This window comes from Kitasatospora sp. NPDC051984 (assembly GCF_044593455.1).
GTDB lineage: Bacteria > Actinomycetota > Actinomycetes > Streptomycetales > Streptomycetaceae > Kitasatospora.
This window is the reverse complement of record NZ_JBIUCB010000004.1, coordinates 237,485-255,540: the sequence shown is the minus strand read 5'-3', so window position 1 is coordinate 255,540 and position 18,056 is coordinate 237,485. Positions and strand designations below refer to the sequence as shown.

The 18,056-nt window shown below is 71.7% G+C and carries 23 protein-coding genes; 14 read left to right on the top strand and 9 right to left on the bottom strand.

The features are described 5' to 3' along the window. Nucleotides 1-42: 42 nt before the first annotated feature. The 4 genes from ACIHEI_RS10430 (at nucleotide 43) to ACIHEI_RS10415 (ending at nucleotide 2,382) form a co-directional block, all read left to right on the top strand. Nucleotides 43-537 carry a hypothetical protein gene (locus ACIHEI_RS10430; RefSeq protein ID WP_396606342.1) on the top strand — a complete coding sequence of 165 codons (495 nt, stop codon included), beginning with the start codon at nucleotides 43-45 and terminating at the stop codon, nucleotides 535-537. Nucleotides 538-750: 213 nt separating this feature from the next. Next, nucleotides 751-1,362: a class I SAM-dependent methyltransferase gene (locus ACIHEI_RS10425; protein WP_392947506.1), complete on the top strand. Its 612-nt coding sequence runs from the start codon at nucleotides 751-753 to the stop codon at nucleotides 1,360-1,362. Between the two features lie 100 nt (nucleotides 1,363-1,462). Beyond that, a complete protein-coding gene (locus ACIHEI_RS10420; RefSeq protein WP_396606341.1) occupies nucleotides 1,463-1,789 on the top strand; it encodes a hypothetical protein in 327 nt (108 codons plus the stop codon). A gap of 125 nt (nucleotides 1,790-1,914) precedes the next feature. Continuing rightward, nucleotides 1,915-2,382 (top strand): NUDIX hydrolase, encoded by a 468-nt coding sequence (locus ACIHEI_RS10415; protein WP_396606340.1) that lies wholly within the window; start codon nucleotides 1,915-1,917, stop codon nucleotides 2,380-2,382. Between the two features lie 185 nt (nucleotides 2,383-2,567). On the opposite strand, the gene ACIHEI_RS10410 is transcribed toward ACIHEI_RS10415, so the two are convergent. Further along, nucleotides 2,568-3,323: an SDR family NAD(P)-dependent oxidoreductase gene (locus ACIHEI_RS10410; protein ID WP_392947524.1), complete on the bottom strand. Its 756-nt coding sequence runs from the start codon at nucleotides 3,321-3,323 to the stop codon at nucleotides 2,568-2,570. 349 nt (nucleotides 3,324-3,672) lie between these two features. Here ACIHEI_RS10410 and ACIHEI_RS10405 point away from each other — a divergent pair, with 349 nt between their 5' ends. The 3 genes from ACIHEI_RS10405 to ACIHEI_RS10395 are packed head-to-tail and all read left to right on the top strand — an operon-like array spanning nucleotide 3,673 to nucleotide 5,155. Beyond that, a complete protein-coding gene (locus ACIHEI_RS10405) occupies nucleotides 3,673-4,245 on the top strand; it encodes a flavoprotein (RefSeq protein WP_396606339.1) in 573 nt (190 codons plus the stop codon). Further along, nucleotides 4,245-4,592 carry a DUF6193 family natural product biosynthesis protein gene (locus tag ACIHEI_RS10400; RefSeq protein ID WP_396606338.1) on the top strand — a complete coding sequence of 116 codons (348 nt, stop codon included), beginning with the start codon at nucleotides 4,245-4,247 and terminating at the stop codon, nucleotides 4,590-4,592. The genes ACIHEI_RS10405 and ACIHEI_RS10400 overlap by 1 nt, the downstream gene beginning before the upstream one ends. After that, nucleotides 4,589-5,155 (top strand): class IV adenylate cyclase, encoded by a 567-nt coding sequence (locus ACIHEI_RS10395; protein WP_396606337.1) that lies wholly within the window; start codon nucleotides 4,589-4,591, stop codon nucleotides 5,153-5,155. Before ACIHEI_RS10400 ends, ACIHEI_RS10395 begins: the two co-directional genes overlap by 4 nt. Before the next feature lie 78 nt (nucleotides 5,156-5,233). Here ACIHEI_RS10395 and ACIHEI_RS10390 read toward each other — a convergent pair whose 3' ends face one another. Next, nucleotides 5,234-6,580, bottom strand: a complete 1,347-nt coding sequence (locus ACIHEI_RS10390) for an acyltransferase (protein ID WP_396606336.1) — start codon at nucleotides 6,578-6,580, stop codon at nucleotides 5,234-5,236. Between the two features lie 339 nt (nucleotides 6,581-6,919). On the opposite strand from ACIHEI_RS10390, the gene ACIHEI_RS10385 reads away from it, so the two are divergent. Continuing rightward, nucleotides 6,920-8,485, top strand: a complete 1,566-nt coding sequence (locus tag ACIHEI_RS10385; protein ID WP_392947536.1) for an APC family permease — start codon at nucleotides 6,920-6,922, stop codon at nucleotides 8,483-8,485. Between the two features lie 163 nt (nucleotides 8,486-8,648). Here ACIHEI_RS10385 and ACIHEI_RS10380 read toward each other — a convergent pair whose 3' ends face one another. The 3 genes from ACIHEI_RS10380 to ACIHEI_RS10370 all read right to left on the bottom strand — a co-directional run bounded on the left by ACIHEI_RS10380 (nucleotide 8,649) and on the right by ACIHEI_RS10370 (nucleotide 9,852). Further along, the gene (locus ACIHEI_RS10380) at nucleotides 8,649-9,299 is read right to left on the bottom strand and encodes an NAD(P)-dependent oxidoreductase (protein ID WP_396606335.1); all 651 of its coding nucleotides are present in this window, start codon (nucleotides 9,297-9,299) and stop codon (nucleotides 8,649-8,651) included. Between the two features lie 120 nt (nucleotides 9,300-9,419). Further along, nucleotides 9,420-9,683, bottom strand: a complete 264-nt coding sequence (locus ACIHEI_RS10375) for a DUF4190 domain-containing protein (protein ID WP_396606334.1) — start codon at nucleotides 9,681-9,683, stop codon at nucleotides 9,420-9,422. Between the two features lie 16 nt (nucleotides 9,684-9,699). Then, complete coding sequence (locus ACIHEI_RS10370) at nucleotides 9,700-9,852, bottom strand: hypothetical protein (RefSeq protein ID WP_387643258.1); 153 nt, start codon at nucleotides 9,850-9,852, stop codon at nucleotides 9,700-9,702. A 171-nt stretch (nucleotides 9,853-10,023) separates the two neighbouring features. Here ACIHEI_RS10370 and ACIHEI_RS10365 point away from each other — a divergent pair, with 171 nt between their 5' ends. After that, the gene (locus ACIHEI_RS10365; protein WP_396606333.1) at nucleotides 10,024-10,650 is read left to right on the top strand and encodes a TetR family transcriptional regulator; all 627 of its coding nucleotides are present in this window, start codon (nucleotides 10,024-10,026) and stop codon (nucleotides 10,648-10,650) included. A gap of 131 nt (nucleotides 10,651-10,781) precedes the next feature. Beyond that, complete coding sequence (locus ACIHEI_RS10360; RefSeq protein ID WP_396606332.1) at nucleotides 10,782-11,597, top strand: serine protease; 816 nt, start codon at nucleotides 10,782-10,784, stop codon at nucleotides 11,595-11,597. A gap of 66 nt (nucleotides 11,598-11,663) precedes the next feature. Here the strand turns inward: ACIHEI_RS10360 and ACIHEI_RS10355 are convergent, their stop codons facing one another. After that, complete coding sequence (locus tag ACIHEI_RS10355; RefSeq protein WP_396606331.1) at nucleotides 11,664-13,082, bottom strand: aldehyde dehydrogenase family protein; 1,419 nt, start codon at nucleotides 13,080-13,082, stop codon at nucleotides 11,664-11,666. 66 nt (nucleotides 13,083-13,148) lie between these two features. On the opposite strand from ACIHEI_RS10355, the gene ACIHEI_RS10350 reads away from it, so the two are divergent. From ACIHEI_RS10350 to ACIHEI_RS10335, 4 genes are all read left to right on the top strand, one after another. Next, the gene (locus ACIHEI_RS10350) at nucleotides 13,149-13,775 is read left to right on the top strand and encodes a TetR/AcrR family transcriptional regulator (protein WP_396606330.1); all 627 of its coding nucleotides are present in this window, start codon (nucleotides 13,149-13,151) and stop codon (nucleotides 13,773-13,775) included. A 155-nt stretch (nucleotides 13,776-13,930) separates the two neighbouring features. Then, nucleotides 13,931-14,527 carry a TetR/AcrR family transcriptional regulator gene (locus ACIHEI_RS10345; RefSeq protein ID WP_396606329.1) on the top strand — a complete coding sequence of 199 codons (597 nt, stop codon included), beginning with the start codon at nucleotides 13,931-13,933 and terminating at the stop codon, nucleotides 14,525-14,527. Then, a complete protein-coding gene (locus ACIHEI_RS10340) occupies nucleotides 14,527-16,167 on the top strand; it encodes an isovaleryl-CoA dehydrogenase (protein ID WP_396606328.1) in 1,641 nt (546 codons plus the stop codon). Before ACIHEI_RS10345 ends, ACIHEI_RS10340 begins: the two co-directional genes overlap by 1 nt. Before the next feature lie 88 nt (nucleotides 16,168-16,255). After that, a complete protein-coding gene (locus tag ACIHEI_RS10335) occupies nucleotides 16,256-16,741 on the top strand; it encodes a hypothetical protein (protein WP_387643269.1) in 486 nt (161 codons plus the stop codon). Here the strand turns inward: ACIHEI_RS10335 and ACIHEI_RS10330 are convergent. From ACIHEI_RS10330 to ACIHEI_RS10320, 3 genes are read right to left on the bottom strand one after another with little or no spacing between them, the layout of a single operon-like run. Continuing rightward, the gene (locus ACIHEI_RS10330) at nucleotides 16,710-16,946 is read right to left on the bottom strand and encodes a DUF2277 domain-containing protein (protein ID WP_043913756.1); all 237 of its coding nucleotides are present in this window, start codon (nucleotides 16,944-16,946) and stop codon (nucleotides 16,710-16,712) included. The two genes, ACIHEI_RS10335 and ACIHEI_RS10330, sit on opposite strands and share 32 nt — an antisense overlap. Next, nucleotides 16,910-17,218, bottom strand: a complete 309-nt coding sequence (locus tag ACIHEI_RS10325; RefSeq protein ID WP_396606327.1) for an Lrp/AsnC ligand binding domain-containing protein — start codon at nucleotides 17,216-17,218, stop codon at nucleotides 16,910-16,912. The genes ACIHEI_RS10330 and ACIHEI_RS10325 overlap by 37 nt, the downstream gene beginning before the upstream one ends. 41 nt (nucleotides 17,219-17,259) lie before the next feature. Further along, nucleotides 17,260-17,919, bottom strand: a complete 660-nt coding sequence (locus tag ACIHEI_RS10320) for a 4'-phosphopantetheinyl transferase family protein (RefSeq protein ID WP_396606326.1) — start codon at nucleotides 17,917-17,919, stop codon at nucleotides 17,260-17,262. Between the last annotated feature and the right edge of the window lie 137 nt (nucleotides 17,920-18,056).

Here is an 18,056-nt window from a genome sequence, read left to right as displayed (position 1 = left end):
GTGTTGTGCCCGAGGGGCGGGCACGGGAGGGAGTCAGGTGTCATGGCGAGCACTCAGCTGACCGGCGTTCATTCGCTCCGTCCGGTCCGGGTGGACGCCGGTTCGGGCTCCGGTGTCCCGCGGATCACGCCGAAGGCCGCGGCCGCTTCGCCGTTCCCTCTGCTGCTTCGCCGGGCGGGCACGGTCCTCACCGTGCTCGGGCTGGCGATGATTCCCTGGCTGGTCTTCCTGCACACCGGGCTGCCGGCCACCGCTCAGGCCTCGCACTGGGCCTGGACGTGGACGGGTCTGGACAGCTTCGAGGCGCTCGGCCTGCTCTCCATAGGACTGCTCCTCAGGCGCGGCGACAGCCGGGCCTGCCTGACCTCCGCCGCGACCTCGGCCCTGCTGCTGGTCGACGCCTGGTTCGACACCATGACGGCTGCCCCGGGTTCGGACTTCAAGCTGGCGGTGCTGATGGCGGTCTTCGCCGAGTTGCCGCTGGCGGTGGCCTGCGCGGTTCTCGCGACCCGGACCTTCCCTCGGCCGGGCCGCTGAGCGGAAGAGCTCGTGACGAGATCGGCGCTTGCGGTCCGGTCCGTTCCGGGAAGGCCCCGGCCTGCCGCAACGGCGGTCCACGGGCGGTTCGTCCGGCCCGCTCGGGTCGACTGCCGACAGATTCGGCACCGGCGCAAACGGATTGCACACAAACACAACTGATTGACCATCGGGGATGCTCCGAGGGTCCAATCGGATATTTGGGGAGGAATTATGAGGAATTCGCGGGCATTGATCGGCGCGGGTGCTGCCGCCGCCGTCGCCACCTGGTGGTTCACCGACTCCGCGCCGTACCCGTACTCTCAGCGCTGGCTGCTCGACCTGCCGCTGCCGTTCCTGACTCTGAAGCGTTTGGACCACGTGCTGCAGGCCCGGGAGGGCGAGAGGATCCTGGAGATAGGCCCCGGAACCGGCCTGCAGTCGCTGCACGTCGCGCCGCAGCTGGGCCCGAACGGCCGGCTGGACATCGTGGACATCCAGCAGGAGATGCTCGACCACGTGGGCCGCCGGGCCAAGGAGCAGGGCGTCGACAACATTGTGCCGAACTGCGCCGACGCACATGAACTTCCTTTTGCGGATGGCTCGTTCGACGCGGCTTACGTGGTGACGGCGCTGGGTGAGATCTCGGATCCGGCGCGTACGCTGGCCGAGCTGCGCCGGGTGCTGAAGCCGTTCGGGCGGCTGGTGGTCGGCGAGTTCTTCGACAGGCATCAGATCCGGCCGTCCTCGCTGATCAGCCTGGCGGAGGGTGCCGGGCTGCGGGTCGCCCGGCTGTACGGTCCGCCGTTCGCGTACTACGCGGTGCTGCGTCCGATCGACGCCTGACGCCGCTCGGGCGGTTCCCGCCAGGCCGAACCGTAGACTGGACGGCCGGCCGGCGGAGGGGCCTTTCGCATTCGGCAGACCTGCCAGGAGGGCGCGGACGGTGAGTGAGTTCCTCATGAGGGCGGACGAGGAGATGCTGGAGTTCTTCTCCCAGATCGCCGACGTGCTCCAGACCTTCGGCATCTCCCGGGCCGAGGCCGTGGCCCGGGTGAACCGTTCCTGGGGTCACGAGACGTTCGATCCCTATCCCGACCTGATGTGCCACGAGTCGCCCGAATATTGGGCTCACGGCATGTATTACCACGACGGCTTGGACCAGGGCGGGACGGTGCCGTACTGGGAAGAGAACCCCGACCGCAGCAGCTGGCTGATCACACCGCCGCCGCCCGCCGACTCCCCGGCCTGGACCCTGCCCCGGGAGCCGTGACCGCACAGGCTCTCGCCGGGCGGCGGCCCCGGGGCATGGTGTTTTCGGCCGATTCGCCGCACACCCCGACGAACTCCGGGCGCGCGGCCGTAACGTGTGGACGACCCCGACGACGGAGGTGGCCCGTGCCGAGGCGGGACTACGAGGACGATCCGAACGCACCGAAGGCCAACAGCCTCGTCCCGGCGGCAAGCGTCGTGGTCGTCGGCGAGGACGGCCGGGTGCTGCTCCAGCGCCGCACCGACAACGGCATGTGGGCCCTCCCCGGCGGCCGGATGGACGTCGGAGAGTCCCTGGCCGGGTGCGGCATCCGGGAGACCCGGGAGGAGACCGGCCTCGACATCGAGATCACCGGGATCGTCGGCACCTACACCGACCCCAGGCACGTCTTCGCCTACGACGACGGCGAGGTCCGCCAGGAGTTCAGCATCTGCCTGCTCGGACGGCCGACCGGAGGTCAACTCCGAGTCTCCGCCGAGTCGTTCGAGGTGGCCTGGTTCACGTCCGAGCAGACCGACAGCCTGCCGATGGTGGCCAGCATCCGCAAGCGCCTGTCGGACTGGCGGTCGGGGCGGTTCCCGGTCGTTCGCTGATTCCGGATATGACGGACCGCCACGAGTCAGTCGCGCTGACGGATGATCAGGTCGGCGAGTTCGGCCAGTGAGTCGACCGTCCAGTCAGGGTTCGGCGAGCCGTGATCCACTGCCCGAGATCACGGGTCGACGCCGTGACGGACTGAGCGCCAAGGACTACCTGGCCTGCGTCGGACCGTGCGGGCTCAGACTGCGAAGCCACCGTCCACCGCCAGCTCCGCGCCTGTGACGTATCGGGCGCTCTCGCCGGCCAGGTATGAGACGGCGTCCGCGACCTCCGCCGCCGTGCCGTAGCGGCCGAGCGCGGTGAAGCCACGCTGGAAGTCGGCGGAGTCGCCGTCGCCCGGGTTCATGTCGGTGTCGATCGGGCCCGGGTGGACCAGATTGACGGTGATCCCGTGCGGGCCGAGTTCCCGGGCCATGCCCTTGGTGAAGCCGATCAGAGCGGCCTTGCTGGTCGCGTAGAGCGCGCTTCCGGGGAAGGCCACCCGCTGGGCGATGCAGCTGCCGATGCTCACGATCCGTCCGCCCTCCACCAGGTACTGCAGCGCCGCCTGGGCATAGAGGTAGGGCGCGCGAACGTTCACTGCCAGCACCCGGTCGATCTGGTCGCATGTCACCGCCTCGATCGGTCCGACGGCGCCGACACCCGCGTTGTTCACCAGGATGTCCAGCCGCGTGAACCGCTCGGCGACCGCCGCCACCGCGCCGTACACCGCCTCCGGGTCTGCGCTGTCCGCGCGGACGGCCCAGCCGCTCCGCCCCATCGCGGTGATCTTGGCGACCACCTCCTCGGCCAACTCGGCCGAGCCCTGGTAGGTCAGCGCCACGTCTGCGCCGTCCTCGGCCAGCCGCAGCGCGACCGCCGCCCCGATCCCCCGGCTGCCGCCCGTCACCAGCGCCACCTTGCCGTCGAGCGCCGTCACACCGTTCATCGTCATCTCCGTAAAGCTCCCTGTTCCGGTCTTGGACACGCTCAATCCAAGATCGGAACGCCTTGCGGATCCGGCGGTATTCAGACGTCACGTTCAATCTTCAACGACGACGCCGTGCACCCCGGAAGTACGGACCGACCGACCCTGGCTGCTCGGTCCAGTGCGGTCCGCCCGCCGGATCGGCAGCCACGTGGACCAAGGGGCAGCTCGGCCGGCGGACCGCCGTCGTCCAGCACCGCGCGCCGAGCTGGTCAGCGTCGGTCAGCTCGGCCTCCGCGGGTAGGTCCCGGCCGGACGGCGCGAGTTTGAGGACGGGCCCTGGCGCCGGTGGGTGGTGGGCCGGTTGCATGGGGGGATGGAGACTGGTGAGGCCGGGCGGCCGGTGGTGTATCTGTTCGGGGCGGCGGCGGGGGCGGTGTTCGGGCTACCGGAGGTGGCTCGGGAGGCGCGGGGGCGGGGCTGGGAGGTGGCGGTCGGGCTGACGCCGACGGCGCGGGGGTGGCTGGAGGCGCGGGTGCCGGGGCTGGAGGAGTTGACGGGGTACCCGGTGAAGTCGGCGTACCGATGGCCGGGCCAGCCGGATGTGCTGCCGGTGCCGGACGTGGTGCTGTTCGCCCCGGCGACGTTCAACTCCTTCAACAGCCTGGCGCTCGGGCTCACCACGTCCTGGGTGGTCGGTTACGCGGCGGAGGCGCTCGGCAAGGGCATCCCGGTGCTGGTCATGCCGTGCGTGAACACCGCGCTCGCCGCGCACCCCCAGTTCGCCCGCAGCGTGGCGACGCTGCGCGAGGCGGGCGTGCACGTCCTGCTCGGCGAGGACGGTTTCGTCCCGAACGAGCCGGGCACCGGCGACGCCCTCCCGTTCCCGTGGGACGCCGCGCTGCGGGCGGTGGAGCGGGTGCTGGGCGGGCAGGAAAGCAGCGACTGATGGAGGAGAAGGAGGAACGCCGTGCGGCGTGGACGGCCCTGGCGGAGTGCTGGGGTCCGGCGAGGGACCACGGCTGGATCGGGACCTCGATGGGAGAGCTGCTGCGGCTGGCTCTCGCCGAGCCGAGGCTGGCCGAGTTCTGGCCGTGGACGGGGATGAACGAGCTGCACCTGTCGACCAGCCAGGACTTCCGTGACTTCGGGAAGGACTCGTTCCCGGCCGTCGCTGCCTGGCAGGGCGGCTACCGGGTCCTGGCCGCGCCGGCGCGGCAGGGGGCGGAGACGGTGCTGGAGACGACCGATCCGGCTGAGGCGCTGGCGTGTCTGCTGGAGCTGATCGGCCGATGACGATCGAGGCGGAGCTGAAGGCCCGGGTGCGGGAGCCGGCGGAGTTGGTGGCGCGGCTGACAGCGGCGGCCGGGGCGGCCGGGCGGGTGGAGGTGTACCGGGACGTGTACTTCGATCGGCCCGGTGGGGAGTTGGGGGCGGCCGGTGCCGAGCTGCGGGTGCGAACGGTGACGGGCCCGGCCGGGATGCGGACGGTGCTGACGTACAAGGGTGCGGCGCTGGACGCGGGGTCGGGCTCGAAGCCGGAGACCGAGACGCTGGTGGCCGATCCGGTGGCGTTGCGGGCGATCCTGCGCGGCAGCGGGCTGGTGGAGACGATCGCCTTCGAGAAGCGGTGCCGGAACTGGGAGCTGACCGAGGACGGCCGCCCGCTGCTGGCCACCGTGGTGGAGGTGCCGGAGCTGGCCGGGGTGTTCCTGGAGGTGGAGACCCCGGCGGCGGACGCGGCGGAGCTGCCGTCCGCGCTGGCGGCCGTCCGCCGTGCGCTGCGCCGGCTCGGGGTCGCGGACGCGGAGCTGACCACCGAGCTGTACACGGACGCCGTCGCCAGGGCGAGGGGCTGACGCGAGTCGGAGCAGCTTGCGCTTCTTGACCCGGGCGGTCTGCCCGTCCCGCACGGCGCGGTGAGGGAGTGACGCGAGTCAGAGCAGTTTGCGCGGGCCGACCGAAGGAAGGGGATCGGAGGCGTCGCGGTAGGGGTGCAGCAGGGCGGACGCGCCGCGCAGCTTCGCCGCGAGGCGGGCCGGCAGCACGAGTGTCCAGAGCAGGCCCTCGCCGCCGGGGCCCTCGACCAGCCAGGAACTCCAGGGGAGCTGGAGGGTGGCGGCGGGGCTGAACGCGATCGGGCGGTGGCCGGCCAGGGGGAGGTCGTGCAGGCCGAGGCGGCACCAGCTGGAGATGGTGAGGGTGCGGCGGGCGGGGTCGAAGCCGGCGGGGACGCAGTCGGTGATCCGGTCGCGGCCGATGTGCTGGAGGAAGCGCTGGTTGCTCCGCAGGGAGAGGTGCCGGGTGGTGAAGTCCTCGACGGCGGTGCGCAGCTCGGTGGCGTAGCGGGCGGGGGTGGTGCCGGGCCGCCAGGGCAGCCGGATCTCGCCGAGCAGGTTGCCGAGGGCGCCGTCGGGGAGGCCGAGGGGGCGGCGCAGGTTGACGGGGAGGGTGAGGGTCTGTTCGGCGTCCTGGTGTCCGTCGAGTTCGCGCAGGACGTGCAGCAGGTGGGCGCAGAGCGCGTCGTTGGTGGAGAGCGGGCGGCCGGCCTCGGCGGTGAGTGCGGCGCGCAGGCGCTGGAGCTCGGCGGGGGCGAACCAGATCTGCACGGTGCGGTTGGCGAGGCCGGCGGCGGCGATGGTGCGTTGCAGTTCGGCGGCCTCGGCGGGGCCGGGCAGCCGGAGGGAGGGGACTCCGCTGTCCTCGGCGGGGAGGTGGGCATCGAGCTGGAGTTCGCGGTCGGCGGTGGGGGAGAGTGCGGGCGGCTCGGTGCCTTCGGTGCAGGCGGACCAGGTGCGCAGCAGCAGGGCGAAGGTGTGCATGTCGCCGACGGCGTGGTGCCAGGAGATGCCGAGGGCGCCGGTGCCGTCGGCGAGGCGGGTGAGTCGGACGGTGAGCAGCGGCAGGGGGGTCCGGCGGGCTTCGGTAGCGCGGACGTGGTCGACCAGGCCGTTCGCGGGCAGCGCCATCCGGTCGAGGGCCTCGGTGAGGGTGTGGGGGGAGTCGGCGACGGTGAAGGGGACGCCGGTGTCGTCGGTGTCGATGCAGAGGTCGCCGTCGGCGGTGGTGCGCAGGCGGCCGGCGAATTCGGGGAGCCGGGCGAGGGCGCGGGCGAGGCCGTCGGCGAGGGCGTCGGCGTCGAGCGGACGGTCGTGGAAGAGGACCACGGAGACGGGGAGGTCGGCGAGCAGCAGGTCGCCGACGGAGCAGCGGACGGGCCCGGGTCCGGGGCGGCCGGCCCGGACGGTGCGGATTTCGGCGTCGGACGTCGGCGTGCCGGTCATACCGGTCCCCTCCCTGGAGTGACGGGGGAACCATAGGGGCCTGCGGGTGGGGGAAACCAGAGGTGTCCGAACGGTCGCTGACGCGTCGTCCGGGCGGCCGGTTCCGATCCCGGGCAGGTATGTGTCGTTTCTCATACCGATGCCCGAAAGGGTCGAAAGGTGGTGAGCTGCGGTTTTCGTCCCGGGTTAATACGCCGTTCATAGGAGTGAAACGAAGGCGTTAGCCACTAAAGGATCATGCAATCGACGAAAATTGAGCCTACCAGCTGACGAAACGCAGGTGAACGGCGGGCTTCTGCCGTGGTCTGCTGCGGAAACAGTGGGGGTTACGGTTCCCGCATGGTTCAGCTCGACAATCGCCCGGGAGCCGGCGCCGACGTCGCCACCGGCTCGGACGCCCCTGGCGGCGTCCGCTCCAAGGGCCTCAACAGCAACTCGATAGGTCTGCTCGGCAACGCCGTGATCGGCGTCTCCACGGTCGCCCCGGTGTACTGCCTGACGACGACGCTGGGCACCACCGTGGCCGCCGTCGGCCTGCAGATGCCGGCGCTCTTCCTGGCCGGCTTCCTGCCGATGCTGCTGGTGGCCTTCGCCTACCGGGAGCTGAACAAGGCGATCCCCGACAGTGGCACCTCCTTCACCTGGACGGTGAAGGCGTTCGGCCCGAAGGTCGGCTGGATGTGCGGCTGGGGCCTGGTGATCGCCACGATCATCGTGCTGTCCAACCTCGCGGGCGTCGCCACCGAGTACCTGTACCTGCTGCTCGGTGAGATCACCCGCAGCGACTCGGTCGCCGCGCTCAACGACAACAAGCTGGTGCACGTGGTCACCTGCCTGGGGCTGATCGCGATCGCGACCATGATCAGCTACCGCGGCATGACCGCCACCAAGGGCGTCCAATACGCCCTGGTGGGTCTTCAACTGGTCGTCCTCGCCGTGTTCGGCGTGATGGCGATCGTCAAGGCCACCGGCAACGGCGATGCCGGGTCGCTGCACTTCTCCTGGAGCTGGTTCAATCCGTTCGAGGCCAGCTCCTTCACCGCGTTCGTGGCCGGTCTGTCGCTCTCGCTGTTCATGTACTGGGGCTGGGACGCCTCGCTGAGCGCCAACGAGGAGACCGGCGGCAGCGAGAAGACCCCCGGCCGGGCCGCGATGCTCGCCATGGTGGTCCTGGTCGGCTCCTACCTGTTCACCGCCGTCGCGGTGCAGATGTACGCGGGCGTCGGCACCACCGGCACCGGCCTCGGCAACCCGGAGACCTCCTCCAACGTGCTCGCCGTGCTGGCCGGCCCGGTGATGGGCCCGGCCCTCGGCGTGATGCTGTTCGTCGCCGTGCTGGCCTCCGCCTCCGCCAGCCTGCAGACCACCTTCATCCCGGTCAGCCGCACCGTGCTGGCGATGAGCGTGTACGAGGCGCTGCCGTCCTCCTTCACCGAGGTCAACGAGCGCTACAAGACGCCGGGCCGGGCGATCATCACCGCCGGTGTCGGCACCGGCGCGTTCTACACCGTGATGACCATGGTCAGCTCGCACGTGCTGGCCGACACCATCGCTGCGCTGACGCTGATGATCTGCTTCTACTACTCGCTGACCGCGTTCGCCTGCGCCTGGTACTTCCGTGGCGACTTCCGCAACTCGGTCCGCGACGCGGTGCTCAAGGTGGTCTTCCCGCTGATCGGTGGCCTCACCCTGGCCGCGATCTTCAGCAAGTCGCTGGTCGACATGATCGACCCGTCCTACGGCAGCGGCAGCTCGGTGTTCGGCATCGGCAGCGTCTTCGTGGTCGGCGCGGGCCTGCTGGCGCTCGGCCTGGTCGTGATGGCCGTGATGACGCGGCGCAGCCCCGCGTTCTTCCGCGGCGAGGTGCTTACGCGTGACACTCCGGCGCTGGTGATCCCGGAGTGAGCTGAGGGAGAGCTGCGCGACAAGCGCCGGCCCGTCCGCAAGGTCGCGATCAAGTGCAGGTCATTGTCCTGCGTCGCGATCTTGCGGTCGGGCCCTTCCGTTTCGCGCAGTTCCGCCCCCTCGCTTCGCTGGGGGTACCCCCAGCGCCCCCGGTTTGCCACCCTCAGTACGCGACGGTGAAGCGCTCGCCGATGTGCTTCGGCCGCTCGATCTCGTCCACCAGGGCCACCGCGTAGTCCTCGGTGGAGATGCGGCTCTCGCCGTCGGTGCCGATCAGCAGGTCCTCCAGGCCCTCGCGGTAGGTGCCGGTGCGCTCGCCGGGGGCGATGGTGGCGGCGGGGGAGAGGCTGGTCCAGCGCAGGTCGGTGACGGTGCGGAGGAAGTCCAGCGCGTCGCCGTGGGCGTGCATGATCTGGAGCAGGAACTCGGGCAGGCCCTGGGTGTCCCAGACCTGCTTGCCGTCGGGGGTGCGGAGCGAGCCGGCGCCGCCCACCGCGATCAGTCGCGGGGTGTCGGTGCCCAGCGTGCGCAGGCCCGCCACCAGGGATTCGGCGGACGGGGCGATCAGGGCCTGGTGGCCCGGCCCGTCGCCGCCGCCGACCGCGCTGACCACCACGGCCGACCCCTTGGCGTGCTCGGCGACCGAGGCCGGGTCCAGCACGTCTCCGGTCGCCACCGTCAGCGCTGGGTGGGTGACCGTCAGCTTTGCCGGGTCGCGGACCACGGCGGTGACGGTGTGGCCGCGGCGCAGCGCCTCGGCCAGTACGCGGGAGCCGATGGTGCCGGTGGCGCCGTACAGGGTGATGGTGCTCATGGGGGTGTCTCCTCGTTGCCGTTTTCGGTCTGCTTCTCGACCGTACGGCGGGCCGTTGCCGGTCGGCGAGGTACCGGGCCGACAGGCCGTGGTGAAAAACGGACACCCCCGCTGCGCTGCTCAGCCCAGGCGGAACAGGGTGCCGTGGCCGGTGGCCAGGGTGGCGGCGAGGACGGCCAGGTCGGCGAGGCCGAGGACCAGGCCGAGGCGGGCCCGGCGGGGGCGGGCGGTGCCGCGGTGGAGGGCGAGGGCGGCGAGGGTGACGGCGATCGGGCCGAGGGCCAGGTTGAACAGCAGCAGTCCGAGCAGGCCGAGCACGAACGAGGCGACGGCCAGTTGGTCGGCTTCCGGGGCGGCGGGGCGGGTGATGTGCTGGGCGGACATGGCGGGCGCTCCGGGGTCAGTGGCGGCGGGTGCGGGTGAGCTGCTCGCGGGCGCCGAACAGCAGCAGCCAGGTGGCGACGGCGCCGGCCGCGGCGAGGGCGACCGGCCCGGGCAGGTGGGCGGCGGCCCCGGCGAGCAGGCCGAGGGCGAGCAGGGCGAGGAGCAGCATGGCGGCCTCTCCGGTTCGGGTGATTCGGTGCATCGACACCGCGACGATGCGGCGATGCGGCGATGCGGCGATGCGACGATGCGGCGTTTCGGCTAACAACTGTTCGCTGAAACCCCGTCAGCACTGTAGCGGGGCTGGAGATTTTCGGCAAACAGTTGTTTACTGAGCGCCGTGACCACGACCCCCGCCCCCGGCGTCCGTCAGGCCCAGAAGCAGGCCAGCCGCCGCGCCCTGCTGGATGCGGCCCTCGCCCTGCTGGAGGGGCAGAACCTGAGCGGCCTCGGCGTGCGCGAGGTGACGCGGGCGGCCGGGCTCTCCCCGGCGGGCTTCTACCGGCACTTCGCCGACCTGGCCGAACTGGGCGTGGTGCTGGTGCGGGAGTCGCTGGCCAACCTGCACGAGATGGTCCGCGCGGTGTTCGTGGGCAGTGGCGATCCGGAGCAGTTGATCGACCGTTCGGTCGAGGTGATCGACGCGCACGTGGCCGAGCATGCCGCGTACATTCGCTTCCTGGCCCGCGAGCGGCACGGCGGGGTGAAGCCGGTGCGGGACGCGGTCGGTGCCGAACTGAGGCACTTCGCGGAGGAGTTGGCCGAGCTGCTGGCGCCGCGGCCGGAGCTCGCGGACTGGTCGCCGAGTGAGCGCCGGATGCTGGCCGAGCTGTACGTGGACCGGATGGTCGGCACGGCGCTGGCGCTGGTCGAGGCCGATCCCGCCGAGCGGGTCGCGATCGCGGACACGGTGCGCACCCAGTTGCGGCTGATCACGCTGGGAAGCCGTCATTGGAAGGCGAGTTGAAGGTGAGTTGACGGCGGGTTGGCGCCGTCTTGAGGGAAATCCGGGGGTGCGGTCACTCTTGACATAGTGTCATGGGCGCGCCAATTTAAGGGAACCCCAGTGGGACCCCGCATCCCTGAGAGGCAACCCCCATGAAGAAGCCGCTCATCGGCGCGCTCGGCACCGTTCTGCTCGCCGGGACCGCCCTGGTCACCGCCACCCCCGCGTCCGCCGTCACCGTCAACCTGGCCGGGACGGTCGCGCTCAGCAACTGCTCCGGCTCGCTGATCCGGATGCCCAACTCCGTGGACACCGACCCCGGACTGATCCTGACCAACGGCCACTGCCTGGAATCCGGCATGCCGGCCCCCGGCCAGGTGGTCACCAACAAGGCGTCCACCCGCAGCTTCACCTTGCTCAGCGGCAGCGGCAGCAGCCTCGGCACGGTGCGCGCCAACCGGGTCGTCTACTCGACGATGACCGACACCGACGTCACCATCTACCGGCTGACCACCAGTTACGCGAGCATCAAGAACACCTACGGGATCTCGCCGCTGACCATGTCCAACACCCATCCGGTGGCAGGAAGCGCGATCAAGGTGCCCTCCGGCTACTGGAAGACCATCTACTCCTGCAACGTGGACGGCTTCGCCTACCGCCTCAAGGAGAGCAGCTGGACCTTCCAGGACTCGCTGCGCTACACCTCCGGCTGCAACATCATCGGCGGCACCTCCGGTTCCCCGGTGGTCGACGTCAACACCGGCCAGGTCGTCGGGGTGAACAACACCAGCAACGAGGACGGCCAGACCTGCACGCTCAACAACCCGTGCGAGGTGGACCAGAACGGCGCGGTGACCATACACCCCGGCATCGGCTACGCCCAGGAGACCTACACCATCCCGAACTGCTTCGCCCCGGGCAACGTGCTCGACCTGACCCGGGCAGGCTGCGTGCTGCCCCGCCCGTAGCCGGGCCCGAACGCGCGCAGCCACCCCGGTCCCCTCCGCGGGTGGCTGCGCGCGTTCCGCCGCGTTCTACAGGAAGCGGCGCAGCAGCCGGGACTTCGCGGCGGTGAACGGCGGGTAGGCGAGCCGCAGGGTGTCCAGCGCCAGCGGCTTGGACAGCACCGCCTTGGTGTGGCTGAACGTCTCCATCGAGTACCGGCCGTGGTACCCGCCCTGGCCGCTCTCGCCGACGCCGCCGAACGGCAGCCCGGGGACGGACAGATGGGCGTTCGGGACGCCGAAGGCCAGCGCCCCCGAGGACGTTTCGGCGGTCAGCCGGCGCCGGGTGTGCGCGGAGGCGGTGAAGGCGTACAGCGCCAGCGGCTTGTCCCGGGCGGTGATGAACGCGATCGCGGCGTCCAGGTCGGGCACCCGGACGATCGGCAGGACGGGGCCGAAGATCTCCTCACGCATCACCGGCGCGTCCGGGTCGACGTCGGCCAGCACGGTCGGGGCGAGGTAGCGGGTGGCGCGGTCGTGCTCGCCGCCGGTGACGGTCCGGCCGTCGGCCAGCAGCGCCGTCAGCCGCTCGAAGTGGCGCTCGTTGACGATCCGTCCGTAGTCCGCGCTGCCGGCCGGGTCCTCGCCGTACATCTCCGTCACGGCGGCGGCCAGTTCGGTCTCCAGCGCGGGCGCGGCGTCGCCGATCGCGAGGACGTAGTCGGGGGCGACGCAGGTCTGGCCGGCGTTCATGAACTTGCCCCAGGCGATCCGGCGGGCCGCCGCGGCCAGATCGGCGCCGGGCTCGACGACCGCCGGGCTCTTGCCGCCCAACTCCAGCGTGACCGGGGTGAGATGGCGGGCGGCGGCGGCCATCACGATCCGGCCGACCGCGCCGTTGCCGGTGTAGAAGATGTGGTCGAAGCGCCGCTCCAGCAGAGCGGTCGTCTCCGGTACGCCGCCCTCGACCACGGCCACGGCCTGCGGGTCGAGGACCTGCGGCAGCCAGTGCGCGAGCGCCGCGGAGGTCGCCGGGGCGAGCTCGGAGGGCTTGACCACCACGCAGTTGCCCGCCGCGATCGCGCCGACCAGCGGGGCCAGAGCCAGCTGCAGCGGGTAGTTCCACGGGCTGATCACCAGCACCGTACCCAGCGGCTCGCGCACCGTCCGGGCCCGGGCGGGCGCCAGCGCGAGCGGCACCGCGACCCGGCGCGGGCGCAGCCAGCGGCCGAGATGGCGCAGGGTGTGGTCGATCTCCTTGACGGTGAACCCGATCTCGGTGACGTACGCCTCGGTCGGGCTCTTGCCGAGATCGGCCTTGAGAGCGGCCGCGAACGTCTCCTCCTGCTCGACCAACAGGTCGCGCAGCGCCCGGAGTTGGGCCTTGCGCCAGGCGAGCGGCCTGGTCCGGCCGGTGGCGAAAGTGGCGTTCAGGCGGGAGACGGTCGCTGCCGCGTCGGCCTGCTGGGCGGTGTCGGTGGGCGTGGAAACGCCGGTGGGAGCGTTCATGTTGCCGAGCATAAACGAAACGAAGTGTTTTCGTTTCGTTTTGGGTTCACCCGTAGGCTGGGGCGCATGACCCGCATCGCACCCCCCGCCACCCAGGACGGCCCGCGCCGGGGCCGCCCCCGCGACGCCGCACGCGACCGGGCCATCCTGGACGCCACCCTGGCCGTCCTCGCCGAGAACGGCTACGGCGCGCTGACCACCGCCGCGGTGGCCGCCCGCGCGGGGGTCTCCACTGCCACGCTCTACCGGCGCTGGTCCTCCAAGGACGAGTTGGTGATCGCCGCCGCCGCGACCCACGTCGAGGACATCCACGCCCAGCCCGACACCGGCACGCTGGAGGGTGACCTGCGGGTCCTGCTGCGCGACAAGGCCGCGGCGCTCACCGGCGAGGCCGGGCGCCTGATGCAGGCGCTGGTGGGCGAGGCGGCGCAGAACGTCGCGTTGGCGGACGCGCTCACCACCGCGTTCCTGGAGCCGGTGCACCGGCGGGTTGTCGAGGCGGTTCGGCGGGCTGTGGAGCGCGGTGAGATCGCGGCTGTCGCGGAGGTGGACCTGCTCGGGGCGGTGGTGGTCGGTCCGTTGATGAGCCGCTTTCTGCTGATGCCGCGGCCCGATCAGGTGGATGCTGCGACTGCGCAGGCCACGGCGGATCGGTTGCTGCCGTTCGCGCTACGTGCGGTCGGGGGTCGGTGAAAAGCGGGGACCGGAAACGGCGGAACGCCCAGCGCCTCGTTGATCATCCTATTGCTGCTGATGGGGCGAGCGTAGCGAAAAGTGAACGCGTTCAAAACGTCGGGGTCCCGCCCGAGTCCTTCCTGAAGCACTGAATCGGTGCTTCAATTCTTTGCGTGGCCTACCGACGCACCGCCGCCGTCCAGGCCCGGCTCGACGGTCAGCGCGAGGCCGTCCTGCGGGCCGCAGTCGCGCTGCTCGCCGAACGCGGGTACGCCGGGTGTTCGATGGCGGCCGTCGCCGATCGGGCCGGCATCGCGACCGGCAGCATGTACCAGCACTTCGACGGCAAGGCCGACCTCGCCGTCACCCTGTTCCGCACCGTCTGCGGCCGGGAGATCGCCGCCGTCACCGAGGCCGCCGAACGGGCCGACGACCCGCTGGACGGTGTCGCCGCGGTGGTCGCCACCTTCGCCGCCCGTGCTCTGAAGTCGCCCCGGCTGGCGTACGCGCTGCTCGCCGAACCCGCGGACCGGATGGTCGAGGCCGAACGCCTGGTGTTCCGGCGGGCGTTCCGGGACCTGATCGCCGGACGCATTGATCAGGCCGTGGCGAACGGTCAACTCCCCGCCCAGCGCGCCGAACTGACCGCCGCCGCGATCGTCGGCGCGGTCGGCGAGGCACTGGTCGGCCCGCTCACCGACGGACAGCCGCCGGAGACCGTACTGCCCGAGCTCGTCACCTTCACCCTGCGCGCCCTGGGAGGGCACTGATGGCAAGCACTCACGAGGTCACCAACCAGGTCCCCGACCCGTTCGGCCACGACGTCGCCGAGGACCCCACCCTGCTGGCCGCCCTGCACCGGGCCGGCGCCGGCTGGGCCACCGGCGAACTGCATGCCCTCGGCCGCCTGGCCGGCACCGAGCAGGCCGCCGACTGGGCCCGGCTCGCCAACGACAACCCGCCGGTGCTGCGCACCCACGACCGCTACGGCCACCGCATCGACGAGGTCGAATTCCACCCGTACTGGCACGAGTTGATGCGCACCGCGGTCGAGCACGGCCTGCACGCCGCGCCCTGGCAGGACGAGCGGCCCGGCGCGCACACCGCCCGCGCCGCCAAGTTCTACGTCTGGGGCCAGGTCGAGGCCGGACACACCTGCCCGATCTCGATGACGTACGCCTCCGTCCCCGCCCTGCGCACCAGCCCCGGACTCGCCGCCGCCTACGAGCCGTTGCTGGCCGCCCGCGAGTACGACTTCGGGCTGCGCGAGCCGCACGGCAAGCGGGGGCTGATCGCCGGCATGTCGATGACCGAGAAGCAGGGCGGCTCCGACGTCCGGACCAACACCACCCGCGCCGTCCCCGTCGGCGACGGCACGTACCGGCTGGTCGGCCACAAGTGGTTCACCTCCGCCCCGATGTCCGACCTGTTCCTGACGCTCGCCCAGGCCCCCGGCGGACTCTCCTGCTTCGTGCTGCCGCGCGTCCTGCCCGACGGCAGCCGCAACGCGCTGCGCCTGCAGCGGCTCAAGGACAAGCTCGGCAACAAGTCCAACGCCTCCTCCGAGATCGAGTACGAGGACGCGGTGGGCTGGCTGGTCGGCGAGGAGGGCCGCGGCGTGCGGACCATCATCGAGATGGTCAACATGACCCGGCTGGACTGCACCATCGGCGCCGCCTCCGCGATGCGCTACGGCGCGCTGCGCGCCCTGCACCACGCGAGCCACCGGCACGCGTTCGGCAAGCCGCTGGTCGAGCAGCCGCTGATGCGCAACGTCCTCGCCGACCTGGTCGTCGAGTCGGAGGCCGCCACCGCGATCGCCATGCGCCTCGCCGAGGCCACCGACCGCGCCCTGGCCGGCGACCAGCAGGAGGCCCGGTTCCGCCGCCTCGGCCTGGCCGTCGCCAAGTACTGGGTGTGCAAGCGCGGCCCCGGGCACGCCGCCGAGGCCCTGGAATGCCTGGGCGGCAACGGCTACGTCGAGGAGTCCGGCATGCCCCGGCTCTACCGCGAGGCCCCGCTGGTGTCGATCTGGGAGGGCTCCGGCAATGTCGCCGCCCTCGACGCGCTGCGCGCGATGGCCCGCCAGCCCGAATCGGTGGCCGCCGTGTTCGACGAGCTCGACGCCGCGAGCGGACTCGACCCGCACTTCGACACCGCCGTCGCCGACCTCCGCAAGGACCTCGCCGACCCCGAGCACCTCGAGTACCGCACCCGCCACCTGGTCGAACGCCTAGCCCTCACCCTCCAGGCCTCCGCGCTGCTCCGCCACGGCGACCCCGCGGTGGCGGAGGCCTTCACCACCACCCGCCTCGCCGGCCACTCCGGCCTGGCCTACGGCACCCTGCCCACCGGCGTCGACACGGCGGCGATCCTCGCCCGGATCCCGTCGCTCCCCACCGGCGCGTGATTCCGGTCCGGGGCCCGGAAGGGCCCCGGATAAGCGCTGCTAGCGTGGCGGACGATCTCGTTCCGTGGGTTGAAGGGTTGCGCCGGCGATGGCCAAGTTCCTGCTGAGTCTGCATCTGATAGTCGCCGTGCTGGCCGTCGGTCCGGTCGCGGTGGCGGTGAGCATGTTCCCGCGGAAGGCGAAGGCGGCGCTGGCGGCGGGCCCGGAGCAGGTGAACGCGCAGGCCTCGGTGCGGCTGCTGCACCGGATCAGCAACGTGTACGCGCTGATCGGAATCGCGGTGCCCCTGCTGGGCGTTGGTACGGCGCAGGCCATGGGCGTGCTGGGCAACGCTTGGCTGATCGCTTCGATCGTGCTGACGGCCGTCGCCGCGGGTGTGCTGCTGCTGTTCGTGCTGCCCGGTCAGCAGGCCACCGTGGACGCGCTGGACGCGACCGAGAACCAGGAGGCGGAGACCACCCGGGCCACCGGCATGCTGAAGATGCTCCCGATGACCGCGGGCCTGTTCAACCTGCTGTGGATGGTCGTCCTGGTGCTGATGGTCATCCGGCCGGGGTCGACGAACGGGGCGTGACGCCGCGCACCTCGAGACCGGCCAGCAGTTCGGCGGTGGCGGCCGCGACGGCGGCCACCGCCGCGTCGAACACCTCCCGGTTGTGCGCGGCGGGAGCACGGAACCCGGAGATCTTCCGGACGTACTGGAGCGCCGCCGCGTGCACGTCCTCGGGAGTGGCGTCGGGCGTCATCGGCGGGCGGAGCGTCTTGATGCTTCGGCACATGCCTCCAGTCTGCTCCGACCCACCGACACTCGGCCGGGGAGCGGTCGCAGGCGCACCCCGGCCCGTTTGACGGCCCGCGCCACGATCGCCGTCCCGGCGCGGCGCACCCCGAGCGGGCCCAGCACCTCGGTGTGGAAGCGGTACAGCGCCGCGTGGTCCGGGCAGAACACCGCGCACATCGGATTCGTCGGCCCGCCGGTGGCCAGCACCCCGTGCACCTGCGGGTGCCGGGCCAGCGCCTCGCCCGCCGCGGCGAGCCGCCCGGCGTGCACGCCGGACTCCTGGACGTGCTGCGGCAGGTGTGACCGCTGGGTCAGAGCGTGCCCAGGGTCGGCTGGAGGGTGGCGGCGGCGGTGAACACCACCTGGTCGGTGGTGACTTCGAGGTAGTGCAGGTCGCCGTGCCGGTGCTGGAGGGGCGGGTCGAGGGGAAGGGCGGACAGGTCGAGGCCGGGCAGGCTGTCGAGGGTGGCCAGGCCGAGCTTGATCAGCGCCTCCTTGCGCACCCACTGGCGGAGGAAGGCCCGGGTCGGGTCGGGGTGCGTGGCGACGAGTTCGGCCTCGGCGGGGCTGAGGACGTGGCTCAGGGAGGCCGGGTCGTTGGTGCGCGGGCCGAGGTGTTCGACGTCCACGCCGATCGGGACGGGGCCGGCCGCGGCGGCGATGATCCCGCCGGTGTGGGACAGGCTCAGGTGGGTGCCGGGGCGGTCGGTGAGCAGTGGCCGGCCGTGGCCGGTGCGGTCGCAGCCGGGGCAGTGCTGGCCGAAGGCGACGTCGGCGGGGTCGATGCCGAGGTGCGTGGCGGCGCAGAACCGGACCAGCAGGTGGGCGGCGAGGAAGTCGTCGCGGTCGGCCTGGCGGCGGAAGCGGTCGGCGCGTTCGCGTTCGACGTCGTTGAGCAGCCGTTCGTCGGCGTCCGGCCGGGCGAGGACGTCGGCCGTGGTGGCGAGCAGGGCGAGCGGGTGGTTCGACACAGGTCTCCTTGTCCGGGCGGGCGCTGTCATCGGTGCACCAGCAACTTAGTCCGTTCGAGCGATCTTTCGGGGTGTCGGTTGTCGGGTGGCCGATTTTCGTTCGGCGCCACCACTTGGCTGGCGGCGGTCTGCTGCCT